This is a genomic window from Flavobacterium luteolum (assembly GCF_027111275.1).
Classification (GTDB): domain Bacteria; phylum Bacteroidota; class Bacteroidia; order Flavobacteriales; family Flavobacteriaceae; genus Flavobacterium; species Flavobacterium luteolum.
In genome coordinates this window covers 1,152,834-1,168,093 of sequence record NZ_CP114286.1, presented here as the reverse complement: position 1 = coordinate 1,168,093, position 15,260 = coordinate 1,152,834, and the positions used below count along the sequence as shown (strand labels likewise).

General features: G+C 32.9%; 16 protein-coding genes and 1 riboswitch. Of the genes, 4 read left to right on the top strand and 12 right to left on the bottom strand.

Features of this window, described 5'->3' with window-relative positions:
* Positions 1 to 122: 122 nt before the first annotated feature.
* Complete coding sequence (locus tag OZP10_RS04785) at positions 123 to 1,343, top strand: M57 family metalloprotease (protein WP_281633737.1); 1,221 nt, start codon at positions 123 to 125, stop codon at positions 1,341 to 1,343.
* 65 nt (positions 1,344 to 1,408) lie between these two features.
* Here the strand turns inward: OZP10_RS04785 and OZP10_RS04780 are convergent, their stop codons facing one another.
* From OZP10_RS04780 to OZP10_RS04765, 4 genes are read right to left on the bottom strand one after another with little or no spacing between them, the layout of a single operon-like run.
* Positions 1,409 to 1,948, bottom strand: coding sequence for a GFO_1091 family lipoprotein (locus tag OZP10_RS04780; protein WP_281633736.1), 540 nt, complete (start codon positions 1,946 to 1,948; stop codon positions 1,409 to 1,411).
* Position 1,949: 1 nt separating this feature from the next.
* Positions 1,950 to 2,477, bottom strand: coding sequence for a DUF4252 domain-containing protein (locus OZP10_RS04775; RefSeq protein WP_281633735.1), 528 nt, complete (start codon positions 2,475 to 2,477; stop codon positions 1,950 to 1,952).
* An 18-nt stretch (positions 2,478 to 2,495) separates the two neighbouring features.
* On the bottom strand, positions 2,496 to 2,957 hold the full coding sequence (locus tag OZP10_RS04770; protein ID WP_281633734.1) for a PG0215 family putative anti-sigma factor: 462 nt from the start codon (positions 2,955 to 2,957) through the stop codon (positions 2,496 to 2,498).
* Positions 2,944 to 3,453 (bottom strand): RNA polymerase sigma factor, encoded by a 510-nt coding sequence (locus OZP10_RS04765; protein ID WP_177212268.1) that lies wholly within the window; start codon positions 3,451 to 3,453, stop codon positions 2,944 to 2,946. Before OZP10_RS04765 ends, OZP10_RS04770 begins: the two co-directional genes overlap by 14 nt.
* 161 nt (positions 3,454 to 3,614) lie before the next feature.
* Here OZP10_RS04765 and OZP10_RS04760 point away from each other — a divergent pair, with 161 nt between their 5' ends.
* The gene (locus tag OZP10_RS04760) at positions 3,615 to 5,075 is read left to right on the top strand and encodes a GFO_1087 family putative carboxy terminal peptidase (protein WP_281633733.1); all 1,461 of its coding nucleotides are present in this window, start codon (positions 3,615 to 3,617) and stop codon (positions 5,073 to 5,075) included.
* A gap of 79 nt (positions 5,076 to 5,154) precedes the next feature.
* On the opposite strand, the gene OZP10_RS04755 is transcribed toward OZP10_RS04760, so the two are convergent.
* The 8 genes from OZP10_RS04755 to OZP10_RS04720 form a co-directional block, all read right to left on the bottom strand.
* Positions 5,155 to 6,183, bottom strand: coding sequence for a YncE family protein (locus OZP10_RS04755; protein WP_281633732.1), 1,029 nt, complete (start codon positions 6,181 to 6,183; stop codon positions 5,155 to 5,157).
* Positions 6,184 to 6,186: 3 nt separating this feature from the next.
* Positions 6,187 to 8,040, bottom strand: coding sequence for a TonB-dependent receptor plug domain-containing protein (locus OZP10_RS04750; RefSeq protein WP_281633731.1), 1,854 nt, complete (start codon positions 8,038 to 8,040; stop codon positions 6,187 to 6,189).
* Positions 8,041 to 8,068: 28 nt separating this feature from the next.
* Positions 8,069 to 8,273: riboswitch (cobalamin riboswitch) on the bottom strand.
* A 65-nt stretch (positions 8,274 to 8,338) separates the two neighbouring features.
* Positions 8,339 to 8,872, bottom strand: coding sequence for an alpha-ribazole phosphatase (gene cobC / locus OZP10_RS04745; protein ID WP_281633730.1), 534 nt, complete (start codon positions 8,870 to 8,872; stop codon positions 8,339 to 8,341).
* The gene (locus tag OZP10_RS04740; protein ID WP_281633729.1) at positions 8,857 to 9,654 is read right to left on the bottom strand and encodes an adenosylcobinamide-GDP ribazoletransferase; all 798 of its coding nucleotides are present in this window, start codon (positions 9,652 to 9,654) and stop codon (positions 8,857 to 8,859) included. Before OZP10_RS04740 ends, cobC begins: the two co-directional genes overlap by 16 nt.
* A 206-nt stretch (positions 9,655 to 9,860) precedes the next feature.
* Positions 9,861 to 11,540 carry a nicotinate-nucleotide--dimethylbenzimidazole phosphoribosyltransferase gene (gene cobT, locus OZP10_RS04735; protein WP_281633728.1) on the bottom strand — a complete coding sequence of 560 codons (1,680 nt, stop codon included), beginning with the start codon at positions 11,538 to 11,540 and terminating at the stop codon, positions 9,861 to 9,863.
* A 106-nt stretch (positions 11,541 to 11,646) separates the two neighbouring features.
* A complete protein-coding gene (gene cobU / locus OZP10_RS04730; RefSeq protein ID WP_281633727.1) occupies positions 11,647 to 12,156 on the bottom strand; it encodes a bifunctional adenosylcobinamide kinase/adenosylcobinamide-phosphate guanylyltransferase in 510 nt (169 codons plus the stop codon).
* A gap of 19 nt (positions 12,157 to 12,175) precedes the next feature.
* The gene (locus OZP10_RS04725; RefSeq protein ID WP_177212276.1) at positions 12,176 to 12,556 is read right to left on the bottom strand and encodes a four helix bundle protein; all 381 of its coding nucleotides are present in this window, start codon (positions 12,554 to 12,556) and stop codon (positions 12,176 to 12,178) included.
* A 30-nt stretch (positions 12,557 to 12,586) separates the two neighbouring features.
* Positions 12,587 to 12,949, bottom strand: coding sequence for a C1orf53 family protein (locus OZP10_RS04720; RefSeq protein WP_281633726.1), 363 nt, complete (start codon positions 12,947 to 12,949; stop codon positions 12,587 to 12,589).
* A gap of 94 nt (positions 12,950 to 13,043) precedes the next feature.
* Here OZP10_RS04720 and OZP10_RS04715 point away from each other — a divergent pair, with 94 nt between their 5' ends.
* Positions 13,044 to 14,186 (top strand): ABC transporter substrate-binding protein, encoded by a 1,143-nt coding sequence (locus OZP10_RS04715; RefSeq protein WP_281633725.1) that lies wholly within the window; start codon positions 13,044 to 13,046, stop codon positions 14,184 to 14,186.
* A gap of 1 nt (position 14,187) precedes the next feature.
* The gene (locus OZP10_RS04710) at positions 14,188 to 15,216 is read left to right on the top strand and encodes a FecCD family ABC transporter permease (protein WP_432419408.1); all 1,029 of its coding nucleotides are present in this window, start codon (positions 14,188 to 14,190) and stop codon (positions 15,214 to 15,216) included.
* Positions 15,217 to 15,260 lie beyond the last annotated feature (44 nt).

Sequence of the window (15,260 nt, the reverse complement as noted above, 5' to 3'; positions counted from 1 at the left end):
TTTTTGTTGATTGGTTTAAATTATAAGTAAATTTTTTAATTCAATAATTAAAAAGTAAGAAAAAACGTATTTTATAGAATATTTGGTTTATATTTGAAGGATTAATCTTAAAAAAAGAAATTATGAAAAAGATCAAACAGATTGGATTGATGTTTGTTTTATTTTGTGTACTATTTTTTATTCAATGCAGTTCAGATGAAAATAAAGAAACGGTACAAAAGCCTGTAGAAAATTATAGTGAAGAAATTAATCTTTTACGTGAATTTCTTTCAACGAGTAGGCATTATAATATAAAAAAAATAGTTTACGATTCAGAGAGAACTGTATTTATAATAGACGGTGATATGTTAATTTCCTTAGAAGATGTTAGAAGTGATTATAATGAATTTAATGGAAAAAGCACTAGTAAAAGCAAACAAAGAGTTGCAAGTTATATAGTATCTCCAGAAATAGCAAAGGCAATTAAAATTTATGTTTATCCGGACGTGCCAACGGATTGGCAAATTGCGATTACGGAAGCAGTAAAGAACTGGAATGCCATAAATTCAAATATATCAATTACTATTGTCACTACTTTGGCGACTGCAAATATTAAAATAACGGCAGCTAATAAAGGCCGTAATGGAACAATTGCCGAAGCTTTTTCTTCAACTAGTACGGGACGACCAGGATCTAATATATACATTAATTCTGCTTACAATACTTTAGAAGCTCCAAATAAGATTTTTACAATTGTACATGAATTAGGTCACACTTTTGGACTTAATCATACTAATGAATTGGATGGTTCTGTGATATCATGTACGCCTGTTTCAGATCCCTCTTCTGTAATGAATGCAATAAATAATGCTTGGAGAGGTTTTTCATATTATGATAACGTTGCTATTAGTACACTATATCCTGTTGAAGTTGGAACAAAAAAAATATATAGATATAAAAAAAATGAGTATTATTTTTATTCAATAAATCCTTGTGAAATAATTCCAGGTAAAGATGGATATGTTTTTGACGGAGATGTAGGCTATTTATATACAACACAAGTTGCAGGAACTGTGCCATTGTATAGATCAATTAATGTACTTTCAGTAAACGATCATAGATTGAGTACTACACGTTTATCCGTTAATGATATAATTTTAGGGTATTTATATCCGACGCAACAACTTGGAACTACAAAACTTTATGGGTATAAGTTAAGCAATAGAAATCCTCCGTTTAATAATTATTATTTATATACAAAAATTGTGGATAGCGAATATCCATCTAGTTTAACTCTTAGTCTTGGTTATGTCTATAACAATCCAGTGTATGCTACCTCTCCTAAAGGTCCTATAGTATTTTAATAGTAAAAAAAATATAAAAAGCTCCAGTTAATGGAGCTTTTTAAGTTGTAAAAAGTAAGAAGTTTTTATTTTTTCAGCAATTGTTCTAAAGGTTTTAACTGTTCCATGTCTATTTTAGATTTCTGTAAAACAGACATTAAAGTCATAATGTTATTTGGGTTCATATCTTCGCCTAACACACGAACTACTGCAAAACCATTTTCTTTTCTGTTGGCAAAAATGACAAACTCTTTTATATTGTCATCACTTCCAACATAGCTTACAGAGGCACCGTCTTTTCCAGATCCAATCTTCATCAATTCTTGATATTTCGGATCTTTTAATATGGCTTTTACTTTGTTTCTTTCTGTTTCAAACTCTGCCTGATTATTTTGATCCGCTTTAAAAGCTAAAATATTCATTTTGTCAAACGAATTTAAAGCCTCGCTTTGTTCTGCAGATAATTTTGTTTTATCAACATTTAGAATAGTTGGTGAAACATCTAATGAAATGAAATCTTTTTTCTCTGAATTTTCGACAAAATATTTTTGAAGTGAAGGTTCAGAATTACAGCTCCCTAAAGTTAGTAGAGCTGTAAGTGCTATGATGAAGATATTTGTTCTCATTTTATTTTTTGCCTTTTGAAGCTTTTTTTAAGTCTGTTCCTCCAGGAAGCTGCATCTTATCTGTTAATACTGAGATTTCGTTTAGATCAAAATTACCAGTTAAAGATAATAAAACAGTTTCGTCATTTTTGGCACCATCAACATACATTAAAAGTTCTTTTATCTGTGTATCAGTAGCACCAGATTTTACCATAATTCGAACGTTTTTTCCGCTGTCATTTACTCGCATTAATTCTTCTAGACCGGCTGTTTTTACATATTTGTCGGCAGTAGCTTTCATATCGGCTTCGATTTTTGGATTTTTAGTGGTAAACACTTTTAAATAATCCAGTTTTTTAATTAAAGCAATATATTGCTGTGTCTCTTTATCAGACGGGTCAGATTTTACTTTGCTCATTAAATCGAACATTTTTTTGTTTACAATTACAGAAGTTACATCGTCTTGACCGTCAAATTTGTCAAAAGCACCTTGTGCATAAAAAGTGGTAGAAACGAATGCGAAGACTAAAGTTATAATGAAATTTCTCATGATTATTTTTTTGTTTAATTACTGTTTAAAGATTTTGTTTTTTGATTGTTCGTATTCTTTAATGTACTGTACACTTTCAATACCTACATTAACATTGTTTGATAATAAAGCCAAAGCCTTTTGAGTTGCTTTTAAGGCTTCTTCGGGATCATCGTAAGTTCCTAATTCTGTTTGCGAAGCTACTGCAGTAGTGTCATTTTTTTCGCTAACAAAAAAATAGGTTCCGATGCCCAGCAAAACAACAGTAGAAGCCGCAATCGATAACCACGCTACGTTGCGTTTTTTAGATTGTAGTGGAATCTCATACGTCGATTTCTGTTCTTTTGCTTGAGAGAAATAGCCAAACATAGGTTTGTACTGCTCCAAATGCTGCGCAACATTTGGTGAAGAAAAATATTCTTTTAATTGATTTTCTTCGGCAATAGAAGTTTCTCCCTGAAAGTATTTTTCTAATATATCTTCTATTTTATTTAGTTCCATAAAGGTGTGTATTTGTCATTGATTCTCTAATTTTTTTTCTCGCTCTCGAAAGTGCCACGCGTATTGCGGTTTCGTTCATATTTACGATTTTGGCTATTTCTTCAAATTCATATTGTTCAACATCCCGAAGCTGAATTAAAAGCTGCATTTGTTCGGGCATCTCGTTTATAATTTTTTCGACCCATTCTAAACTATCTTGATCCTCTAATTTTTTGTCCAATTGTGGCTGCCGATCCGTAAAATTATTATGGACAATCTGTAGATTGCTAGCTCTTTTAGATTTTAACTGGTCGAGACAATAGTTTTTAGTCATAGTCATTGCCAATGCTTCAACACTATTGTAACTTTCTAGATTGTCTTTTTTGTTCCATAATTTTACCATTACTTCCTGAGTTGCATCCTCTGCTTCTTCAGTACTTGTAAGCAATCTTTTTGCCAGACGAAAAACTTTGTCTTTAAAAGGATTTATTAATTCTATAAATACAACTTGGTTCATTAATCTGATGGTTAATCGTTAGCTTATATATTCAAGACGAGGTACAATTATGTTTGTTACAAGAAAAACTAAATTTTTTTATGTAAAAAAAACTGCTTTTTAACGAAGCTAAAAGTAAAGATGCTATTTTTACAGTTATACTACTAAGATACTTAAACGATATGAAAACAACTTTAAAGGGTGTTCTTTTTCTCTTTTTATTCGCTTTTTCTTTACAGTCTTGTGAAGATCAGGATGATGTAGCTGCTCCAGCTGACCTGCAGATTAATAATTTTATATGGAGAGGATTAAATGAAGTTTACTTATGGCAACAAGATGTTCCAAATCTAGCTGATGGCCGTAATTTACAACCAGATTTTAATCAGTTTTTAAGAGGATATTCTCATCCCGAAGATTTATTTGAAGATTTATTAAACAGACCAGTTAGTAAATATCCTAACGGAGATGCTATTGATCGTTTTAGCTGGATTGTTGAAGATTATACTGTTCTAGAACAGGAGTTAAGTGGTGTTACTAAGAATAACGGTGTCGATTTTAGGTTAAGCCGAGTATCTTCGACATCAAATGATGTGGTGGGTTTTGTGCGATACATTATTCCAAATTCTGATGCCGCTACTAAAGCAATTAAACGTGGCGATTTGTTTACTAGTGTAAACGGGACAAAACTTACTGTTTCTAATTATCAGCAGCTATTATTAAATCAAGATAGTTATACTTTAGATTTGGCAGATTATAATGGAACGAGTTATGTTCTAAACGGAAAATCGGTTGCCTTAACTAAAACTGTTTTAGAAGAAAATCCTATTTTCATTAATAAAGTGATTACTTCTGGAAGCCATAAAATTGGTTATTTGATGTATAATGGTTTTTATTCAAGTTATGACAGTAGATTAAATCAGGCCTTTGGAGAATTAAAATCACAAGGAGTTACAGATTTGATTTTAGATCTTCGATATAATGGAGGAGGATCGGTGCCTTCTGCTATAAGACTTTCTAGTATGATCACAGGACAATTTGATACTCAGGTTTTTGCAAAAACGCAATTTAATACTAAGTGGATGAAAGATATGACTGCTGACGATTTAGAAAGCTTGAATTATAGATTTGTAAATAATATTGACGGGACAGCATTAAACAGTTTAAATTTAAATACAGTTTATATTATTGCTACTGCGAGTACAGCATCTGCCAGCGAATTGGTTATAAATGGCTTAAAGCCTTATATTAATGTAGTTCAGATTGGAGAAACTACTATAGGTAAAAACGTTGGCTCTTATACCATTTACGATTCAGAAACTTTGTTTTCTAAAAAAGGAATTAATCCAAATCATAAATATGCGATGCAACCTCTAGTTTTTAAAATCTCAAATTCTGCAGGTTTTGGTGATTACCAGCAAGGTTTACAGCCTACTTATGCGCAAAGAGAATATTTGGATACTTTTGGTGTTTTAGGAGAAACGTCTGAGCCTTTGCTTAATCTGGCTATTTCTAAAATCACAGGATCTACAGCCAAAAGAACTCTTAATGATAATTCTGAGCCGAATACCCCTTATTTGACAGATTCAAAAATCATTAACGGATTAAGACACGGAATGTACATTCAAAATCCATTAAAAAACTAAAATACAATAAATAGAAAAGGCTTTCAGAAATGAAAGCCTTTTCCATAAAAAAAACAAAAACTAATTCTAAAGGTTAAAATTAATCGTTAAAGTAGAATCCGTTTGGACCAACACCAACAGTTAATTCTTTTAATAAACTTCCGCTGAAGTTATAAATATAGGCTTTGCTGTCTGTTTTAAAGTTTCCTCCATCTGAAAGGAAAACGCGGTTGCCTTTAACTGCAAATCCGTAAAGGTATCCAATATCTGAAGTAGCCGTGAAGAGTGGGCTAGCAGAAGCTGTTGTTGCAGCCGTGTTAATTGAGTATACTGAGTTTCCTACTGTATAATAAACTTGGTTGTTTTCGATGTCTAAATATCCGGCAACTCCTTGAGATTCTGGAATTTCAATTTTAGAAACTGATTTGTCAGAGATTTTAACTTTTATAATTTCGCTGCTTTGTGTAAAAGAAGGACGTAAGATATAAAGAGTTCCATTTTCTTCTTCAATAGAATCTGAACCAGAGCCAATTGTTATTGGAGCTTCTAAAGCTTTTGTGTTGATATTGTAAATTGAAAGCTTGTCACTACCGATAGGATCTGTAATGTATAATTTTCCGCTTTCTTCAACAATTCTATTTCCAGTTGTATTTAGGTTAATTTTAGATTCAACAAGATTTGTTGCTAAATTAATAATAGCAATATAATCATCTGTAACAGAATCATATGAGTTTGCATTTGTTACATAAGCTTTGCCATCTTTTACAACACCATATCTTGGATTAGCCAATCCGCTGTCAACTTTAGCGATTAGCTTAAAAGTATAACGGTTTACGATGTTTATTACATTAGATCCGCCAGCAATTATATACGCTCTGTCTCCGCTGAAAAAGATGTTTTGAGCAAATTTCCCAAGTACATCAGATCCATTTTCTGCTTTATAAACGTCTTTAGTAAAAATGCTGAAATCATCGCTAGAAAATGATACCGTTCCAGCATCTGTGCTTCCTTCATTTAAAATAAAAAAACCATTGTCGTAAGCACCTTTTGGACTATCGTTGTCATCGCTTGAACAAGAAGCAAATAACGAGATGCTTAACGCTATTAAAAGTAATTTACTAAACTTCATATATTAAAATTTTAAGGTTAAATACATATTGAAATTGCGACCAGGCATTGGTCTGTTTTCTAGACTTTCGTAGTCTTTATTAAAAAGGTTTAAGACCTGAAAACCTACTTTGAAAGAATCTAAAAATTTAAGATCATAATCGATTCCGATATTTGAAATCGTATAATCATTAATAATTTCGTCTGGATTATTATCGGCTCTCGTATAGACAAAGCCATTATAAAGAATTTGATAATAAGCACTTATTTTATTTCGAGAATACGAAAATGCTCCTGTTGCCTTATTAAATGGAACGAAAAAGATTTGATTTTTCGTTTTTTCGTCTTGTGAGATTGTATAGGCATAAGTGGCATTTAAAGCAAAATTGTTTTTGCCAAAACTTTTTTTCCAACCTAAAACAGTTTCTGTACCATAACTATTTACTTTGTCTTGATTTTGTGGAGTCCAAATACCATTTGCTCCTGGAACCCATTGCAGCATATCAGTAATTTTCATGTAATAAAAATTCTGCGTCCAAGTCAGATTTTTGAATGTAAAGACATTGCCAATTTCTCCTTGATATGAGCTTTCAGGTTTTAAGTTCGGATTTCCTCCTTCGTCCCAATATAAATCGTTGTAAGTTGGAATTCTAAAGTTTCTAGAGACATTCAGTTTTAGATTGTACCAATCGTTAAATTTATAAGAAGATCCTAAATTGAATAAAACGGGCGATTTGTAATTATTGGTAAATTCTTTTCTAACGCCTAATTCGTTTTTCCAATTAGTGCCAAAATCTTGTCTAATTAGCAAAGCAGCAGAACTTATTTCGCGAATATGGTTTCCAAAACTGGTTCCGTAGCCATTTGTTCTACTGTAATCGACAATTCCGTTTATATGAGTTGCTTTAAATAAATGATAATCGACATCTAACTTCGTAATTAAATTTTCAGTCTTTCCGTAACTATAATTTTTTAAAGAGTTATCAGCAAAATATTGATAGTTTTCAAAAATGTAAGCGGTTTTGAAATTGGTTTTAAGTTTTCCGAAACTTCCATCGTATTCCAATAAGTTTCGGTTAAATCCATTTATGTATTTGCTTTTGGTTTCAGATTCTACTACTAACGAAGTATTACGGTCGGTGTTTGAACTTTGGCTGTAAAGCTTTAAAATATGATTTTGGTTGAATTTATATCCAGCATTAGCACTCAGGGTAATGATGTCATATTGTCCATTCTGATTCCATCTTTGGTCGCCTCTCCAAGTATATCGATTTAAATATTTATAATCGTTTGTCGAGCTATTTTTTGAAAGTCCAATTTGGGCGCTCCATTTTTTGTTAGAAATAGAAGTTTTATAATTAATCCCAATCGTATTAAAACTGCCGTAATCTAGTCTTAAGTTATTCTCAAATCGATTAAAAAATAACAAATCGTTATTTAAATGTACAGTACCTCCAACAGCCCCGCTTCCGTAAATAACGCTTCCACCACCTGCTTTAACGCTTATTGAATTATAATCGGAACCAGAAATTGTATTAAAATCGGTGCTTCCATTCATTTGAGAATTGATATTTATCCCGTTCCAAATTACTGCTGTTTGCGAAGAAGTTGTTCCTCTGAAAGAAACAGTAGAAAGCATTCCGCGTCCATATTCTTTAAAATATAAAGTCGAATTAAAATTTAATAAATCGGTTAGAAGAGCTTCGTTTTTATTGATTACAGAATCATTGAGTTTTAAAACAGACTGAGAAACTGAATAGGTTTTTAAATTTTTGTCTGAAACCAATACTTCTTTAAGACTGGTAATAGAATCGCTTTGCGCCGAAATAATCTGGCACATTATAAAAGAGCAAAAAGCAAAAAGTTGTTTTAAAGTCATAATTCCGTCACTCTTTTTCCCGAGAGTTCTATAAATTGTTACAAAGGCAGGTCTCCTGGCTTGCGTCTTGCTGTTTACCTTCCCATCGCGCCGGGCGTGACAGTGGTTTGTAGTTAACAGCAAGCATTCGTTTTGAACTTAGCTTACAGTTGCGGGTACAGCTCAAGAATTTACTTGATTCCCTTTTAATGTGTTTTTAAATCAAAAACACAACCTTAATTTGCTGCAAAGATAAAGTTAAAAATATTGATTATTCAAATTTGTTTTACGTTTCATGAAAAATTATAAATAATTTGCATTAAAAATCGATTTTTATAACTTCTCCGAAATCAACTTTATTATTGAAAGCGTCTTTTAAGGGTAATGAACTTTGATGACATAAAATGCTTCTGATGATTCCGGCATGAGCAACAATTACAATTGGCTGGTTTATTTTTGAAATTTTATCGGATAAAAAATTACCAACTCTTTCGTGTAATTGAACAAAGGATTCTCCGTTTGAAACTTTTATATTCACAAAATCTTCCATCCAAGGATTAAGTTCTTCAGACGGAATTTCGTTCCAGCTTTTCAATTCCCAATCGCCAAAATTCATTTCTTTTAAACGTTCGTCTTCCTGATACGAAATGGTTTTGATATTTTCTTGAATATGTTTTGCTAATGTAACGCAACGCTTTAGTGGACTCGAAAAAATAATTGCCTCAGAAGGAAGTTCAGAAATAATTCTGTCAAAGATTTCATTAAAAGGAACAGCAATATCAACGTCCGATTGTCCATAACAGATTCCTTTTTCGCAGACGGTTTCGGTATGACGAACTAGATAAATTTCCATAAGAATAAAATGCTTAAGTAAAATACCACTTCGCAAACCTGTTGTGTAGCTCCAAGACAATCTCCGGTATAACCGTCAATCCATTTTTGAAAATATCGCGCTAAAAAATATCGCGTTATAAAAACAGGGATTACGGCTAAAAGAAGTTTTAAATCAAAATAAGAAAATACAAGTAACGGAATTAATCCAAAAAAGAAAGAGCCGAAAACCTCTTTCCAAGTATATTGCTTTGCAATTGGCTTGCTTTTGCTTGAAGCATCATCGCGAGAATATTCGTGTGTAAAAATAATGCTTATCGCTGCCAGACGACTTAGTGAATGTGCAGAAATGAATAAGAGGTAAATTTTAAAAACAGCTGTAGAATCATAATCGTTGAATAATAAAATAGATTCTGAAAGCAGTTTGAATTTTAATAGAAAAAGTAAAACCAATCCAATTGCTCCGTAAGCGCCAATGGCGCTATCTTTCATAATCATTAAGATTTTTTCTTTGGTCCAGCCTCCGCCAAAACCATCACAGACATCGGCAAATCCGTCTTCATGAAATGCGCCGGTAGTTAAAATAGAAGCAATAATCGCTAGTATAACAGCAATTTCTGATGAAAGAAATAAGGCAAATAGAGAATAAGCAATAAAAGATATACTTCCGACAATCCAGCCAATAAAGGGAAAATATCTTGTGGCTTTATTTAAATAATCTGGATGATGTGTAATGTTTTTAGGGCATGGAATTCTGGTATAAAACATTAGACAGGTGAAGAATATGTGTAGTTCTTTTTTCATTTATATAATTAGTTTTCCATTTAGTATGTCATTTCGACGAAGGAGAAATCTCTACGAGAAGCTCGACAAAGTTTGGCGTCTGTTTGGACGGAGTTACTTGCGGAGATTTACTTCGTCTATTCGCTATCGCTCGAGTCTCCTTCGTCGAAATGACAAAAATGAGAATAAATCACCATGAAACATAATTGTTTTTTAGAAATGCAAAACTATTTCCTACTTATTCCCGCGCTTTCAAAACTGGCCATTTCATTCAAAAAAGCTTCAGCCGATTTTAAAATTGGGAATGCTACAGCGCAGCCAGTTCCTTCTCCCAAACGTAAATCAAGATTTAAAATAGGTTTTGCTTCTAAATAATTTAGCAATTCTGAATGCGCTTTTTCGGCAGAACAATGGCAAAAAACAGTATTTTGCTTAATGTTCGGATTTATTTTAAAAGCAATTAAATAGGCCACAGTACAAATGAAGCCATCAACTAAGATTAACATTTTATTTTCAAAAGCTGCTAGCATTCCGCCAGCCATTTGAAGAATTTCAAAACCTCCAAAATAGGAGAGTTGCGAAATTAATTCATCTTGACCAGAATAATTATCTAATGCTTTTTTAAGTAAATTTTGTTTTGAAAGCAGTTTTTCGTTTTCAACTCCAGTTCCTTTTCCGATACATTTTTCAATTGGAAAACCTGTTAAAAGACTCATTAAAACAGAAGCTGTCGAGGTGTTTCCAATTCCCATTTCGCCAAAACCGATACAATTTGAACCAGATTCTGCAATATTTTCAACAATTGATTTTCCTTTATCAAAACACAATTGTACTTCAGATTTGCTCATTGCAGGAACGTGTAGAAATGACTGCGTTCCTTTTGCAATTTTCGCGTCGATTAAATTTGCATTGGTTGGAAAATCATAATTTACGCCTGAATCTACGATTGATAATTCGATATTATTCTGATTGCAGAAAACGTTTATAGCTGCGCCGCCATCTAGAAAATTATTGACCATTTGTCGTGTAACATCTTGCGGATAATCACTTACGCCATGATTTGCGATTCCGTGATCGGCTGCAAAAACTACTATATTAGGTTTTACGATTTTCGGATTTAAAGTTTCAAAAACCGTTGCCATTTGAAAAGCTAATGCTTCTAAAGTTCCCAAAGAACCAACAGGTTTTGTTTTCGAATCTATTTTGTCTTGCAAAAGAGTATAGAAATCGGCTTTATTTTGGATTTTGTTTTCTGATTTTAAATCTAAATCAGAAATATTTATTGACTTAATTTCTGTGATTTCAGTACAGATCGGAGCTTCCGATTTTTGTTTCCAATGCAATTGCTGCAACATTGGCTGATTGTTATAATTGGTTGCTGGTTTCCCAATGCAGAAATAACCAAGCGGTTCTATATTTTCGGGTAAATCGAGAATTTTTTTAAACTGATAATAGTTGAGAATCGAAACCCAACCCATTCCGTATCCTTGTTCCGTTAGCGAAAGCCAGATATTCTGTGCCGCACAAACCGAACTGAATTTTACGGCTTCGTTACTGCCAATTGTTCCAATAGTAAACTGATTTAGAACCGAACGATCGTAAGCAATAACAAGTCCAATTGGAGCTTCTTCAATTGCTTCTAATTTTAGGGATTTATATAATTCTTTCTGCTCAGGATTATCTGTAAGTTCTTCGGCTTTTTTGTTGTAATCTAAAAAGAGGTTTTTAATAGAGCTTTTAACTTCATGAGATTTAATGAGATAATATCTAGTAGCATCGGTTAGTCCTACAGAAGGTGCCCAATGCCCAGCCTGTAAAGCTTTCTGGATTACTTCATCCGGAACTTCATCTGCTGTAAAATGTCTTGTGTCGCGGCGTGATTTTAATATATCGTCTAAATTGCTCATTTCTTTAAATTCCAATTTTGTAAATTCCAAATTCCAAATCTGAAAATGGAAAGATTCTAGTAAAGGTAAAGCATAGCTTTGGAATTTGGAGTTTTTGTATTGGAATTTATCCTTTTATTTTAACCGGAATTCCAGAAACCATCAGCACAACTTCATTGGCATTCGCAGCAAGAAATTGATTCATCCAGCCTTGAAGTTCAACAAATTTTCTTCCGATATGCGTTTCTGCATGAACGCCCATGCCGATTTCATTTGTTACAATAATGATATTAGCATTTTCGTGCTTTGCAATAGCAAGAAATTCTCTTTTAGCTTCTTCCAAGCTCAAAGCCACATCATTTTTATTATCTATAAAAAAATTAGTTAGCCAAAGAGTAACGCAATCAATCAAAGCCGTTTTTCCGGAAAAATCAATTTCACTTAAGTATTTCTCTTTTTCAATATTTGTCCATTGTTCGTCTCTTTCCTGCTGATGGCGATCAATTCGATTTTGAAAATCAGCATCCCATTTTCGAGCCGTTGCTACATATATAGGAGAGTTGGAAAGTTCTAAAGCAAGTTTCTGTGCATAACCGCTTTTTCCTGAACGTTCACCGCCAGTTACCAAGTAAATCATTATGTATAATGGTTAATTATTAATTGTTAGTTGTTAATTTTTTTACTTCTGATTGTTTTTTGGAAGTTTTAAGGATGCTAGTTATTAATTTTAGTATTGTAATAGCATCATTATAAATGTTTTTAAATTCTTTTTCGTTGAGATAATCAGTGGCTTTTAATAATTCTAGCCAATAGACAGTTTCATTAGCTTCTTTTTGAGCAATTGCAAACTTATGAATAAAATCGCTTTTACTCTCAGCATGTTCAGCTTCTCGTATCATTGCGCCAACACTAGTGCCAGATCTTAAAAGTTGCTTCGCAAGAATAAATTCTTTTTTATCATTATTTAGATACTGATATAGTTTGACAATTCTTATAGCGAAATCAAAACTTTTATCTCGAACAATATTATTTTTCATAATTAACAATTAACAATTTATAATTAATAATTAATACGGGCAATGTCGGCAATTATTTCCGCAGCAACTTCCTCTTTTTAGATGAAACCAGGTTTTAAAAACATAATTGCCATTTTCGATATAATAATCAATTCCCTCAATTAAATTATCAGTTTTGGGTAAAAGCATTGCTTTATTATTAAGAGCTTTTTTTGGAGTTACGGTTTCGATATAAGCATCAATTTTATCTTCGCAGGCTTCTTTAAAGCATACAGGGCAAAGGCAGTCGCCTCCTTCTGAAAGATTGAAAATAGGCGGGTAATCATTGCACCAGCACTTATTTTCAGGTGAAGTGTCTCCGCATGAAAAAGCGGCCTCACAACTGGAGCAGATTTTTGTTTTTGGTACACTCATCAAATAAAAGGCTATTTGTTTAAATTTGTGCGAATAAAGGTAAACAAAAAAAATAGAAATTAATTTACCTTTGTGATCACACAAAACATAAAATATGAAATATTTTTTCCATAAATTACTTGTCGTTTTTTTGCTTCTTTTGTTAGTTGGCTGTAAAAAAAATGAAGCGCCAGATCCTGTAAAATCTACTGCTGCGAAGGAAAGCATCGAATTTGCTTCGGGTCTTTCGATTATAAAAAACGAAGGCTATTCGATTGTAAATGTGGTTAATCCGTGGCCAAATGCTAAGGAGAAATTTACTTACATTTTAGAGGAAAAAGACGTACAAATTCCAGACAGTTTAAAAAAATATCCTGCTATAAAAGTTCCGTTAGAAAGTGTTGTGGTAACTTCGACAACAAATATTCCTTTTTTAGAAATGCTGGAAGTTGAGAATAAATTGGTCGGATTTCCACACACAGATTACATTTCTTCAGAAAAAACACGAGCATTAATTGATAAAGGTTCTGTGAAAAACGTTGGACAAAATGAAAAATTGAACATCGAACAATTAATAGAATTGTCGCCAGATTTGATTGTTACTTTTGGTGTCGATAATAATAATCCGATGTTGGATAATTTGAAAAAAAGCGGTCTAAAAGTACTTATTCAAGGCGATTGGATGGAACAGTCTCCGCTAGGAAAAGCAGAATGGATTAAACTTTATGGCGCCTTATTTGGAAAAGAAGACAAAGCAAAAGAGCTTTTTGATAAAATCGTAGAAAGCTACAATCAGGCAAAAAAACTGGTTGAAGAGAAACCTGCGACTTCAAAAGTATTGTATGGTTCTATGTACGAAGATGTCTGGTATGTTGCCAAAGGAAATAGCTGGGTAGCGCAGTTTATGAAAGATGCAAAAGCTAATTATTTATGGGCAGATTTAAAAGGAACAGGAAGTGAAGGTTTGTCTTTTGAAAAGGTTTTAGACAAAGCGAAAACGGCTAATGTCTGGATTGCATCAGGATCTTTTAAAAGTTTAGAAGAACTGCAAAAAGCAAATCCGCATTACTCAGAATTTGATGCCTTCAAAAACAAAAGTGTATATAATTTTGAAGGAAAGATGGGAGCAACAGGAGGAACAGTTTATTATGAATTGGCACCAAGCCGTCCCGATTTAGTTTTAAAAGATTATATCAAGATATTTCATCCCGATTTATTGACAGGCTACGAATTTACTTTTGCATCAAAACTGAATTAAATTGGCGAATAAAAAAAGAAATACCATTTTATTTGTTGCCTTGACTTTAGGACTTTTTCTAATGTTTTTTGCGAGCATTAGTTTAGGATCGGTTACGATTCCGCTAAAAGATGTTTTTGCCAGTTTAACTGGAGGTCATGCAACAAAATCGACTTGGGAATATATTATCATTAATTACCGTCTCCCAAAGGCTATTACAGCCGTTTTAGTTGGAACGGGACTCTCGATGAGCGGACTTTTAATGCAGACTTTGTTTCGAAATCCGCTTGCAGGCCCTTATGTTTTAGGATTAAGTTCTGGAGCAAGTCTTGGAGTTGCTTTTGTGATTTTAGGAGCAGGATTTTTGCCTTCTTTTTTAAGTGCGATTGCATTGTCTTCTTACGGAATTGTTTTGGCATCTACTTTAGGAAGTACATTGGTTTTATTTTTGGTTTTAGTCGTTTCGCAACGATTGCGAGATACAATGGCCATTTTGATTGTTGGTTTAATGTTCGGAAGTTTTACCACCGCAATCGTAAGTGTTCTGACGTATTTTAGTACGGCAGAACAGCTTCAGAAATTTACTTTTTGGTCAATGGGAAATCTTGGAAATCTCTCTTGGACAACTATTGTAATTTTAACTTTCTGTGTTGGAATCGGATTGCTTTTAAGTGCTAAAAGTATTAAACCATTAAACGCTTTGCTTCTTGGAGAAAATTATGCAAAAAGCATGGGATTGAATTTTAAACAAGCGCGATTAATAATCATATTTGCAACCAGCATATTATCAGGAGCGATTACAGCATTTGCGGGACCAATTGCTTTTGTCGGTTTAGCAGTGCCTCATATTGCAAAGCTGACTTTTCAAACAAGCAATCATACTATTTTGTTTTGGAGTACTTTATTTTTTGGTTCCATAATAATGCTGTTTTGTGATATTGTTTCACAAATGCCAGGTTTTGATGTCACGCTTCCAATAAATGCCGTTACGTCTATAATTGGTGCGCCAGTTGTTATTTGGCTTTTAGTTCGAAAAAGAAATTTTCAATAATTTTTTGCCACAGATTAAAAAGATTTGGACAGATTTTTTTAATC

Bases quoted from the DNA above. Each gene is read 5' to 3' on its own strand.
- OZP10_RS04725 (WP_177212276.1), bottom strand. From the start codon at position 12,556: ATGAAAAATAATATTGTTCGAGATAAAAGTTTTGATTTCGCTATAAGA.
- OZP10_RS04780 (WP_281633736.1), bottom strand. From the start codon at position 1,948: ATGAGAACAAATATCTTCATCATAGCACTTACAGCTCTACTAACTTTA.
- OZP10_RS04750 (WP_281633731.1), bottom strand. From the start codon at position 8,040: ATGACTTTAAAACAACTTTTTGCTTTTTGCTCTTTTATAATGTGCCAG.
- OZP10_RS04765 (WP_177212268.1), bottom strand. From the start codon at position 3,453: ATGAACCAAGTTGTATTTATAGAATTAATAAATCCTTTTAAAGACAAA.
- OZP10_RS04760 (WP_281633733.1), top strand. From the start codon at position 3,615: ATGAAAACAACTTTAAAGGGTGTTCTTTTTCTCTTTTTATTCGCTTTT.
- cobC (WP_281633730.1), bottom strand. From the start codon at position 8,872: ATGGAAATTTATCTAGTTCGTCATACCGAAACCGTCTGCGAAAAAGGA.
- OZP10_RS04785 (WP_281633737.1), top strand. From the start codon at position 123: ATGAAAAAGATCAAACAGATTGGATTGATGTTTGTTTTATTTTGTGTA.
- cobU (WP_281633727.1), bottom strand. From the start codon at position 12,156: ATGATTTACTTGGTAACTGGCGGTGAACGTTCAGGAAAAAGCGGTTAT.
- OZP10_RS04770 (WP_281633734.1), bottom strand. From the start codon at position 2,957: ATGGAACTAAATAAAATAGAAGATATATTAGAAAAATACTTTCAGGGA.
- OZP10_RS04775 (WP_281633735.1), bottom strand. From the start codon at position 2,477: ATGAGAAATTTCATTATAACTTTAGTCTTCGCATTCGTTTCTACCACT.
- OZP10_RS04755 (WP_281633732.1), bottom strand. From the start codon at position 6,183: ATGAAGTTTAGTAAATTACTTTTAATAGCGTTAAGCATCTCGTTATTT.
- cobT (WP_281633728.1), bottom strand. From the start codon at position 11,540: ATGAGCAATTTAGACGATATATTAAAATCACGCCGCGACACAAGACAT.
- OZP10_RS04720 (WP_281633726.1), bottom strand. From the start codon at position 12,949: ATGAGTGTACCAAAAACAAAAATCTGCTCCAGTTGTGAGGCCGCTTTT.
- OZP10_RS04740 (WP_281633729.1), bottom strand. From the start codon at position 9,654: ATGAAAAAAGAACTACACATATTCTTCACCTGTCTAATGTTTTATACC.
- OZP10_RS04715 (WP_281633725.1), top strand. From the start codon at position 13,044: ATGAAATATTTTTTCCATAAATTACTTGTCGTTTTTTTGCTTCTTTTG.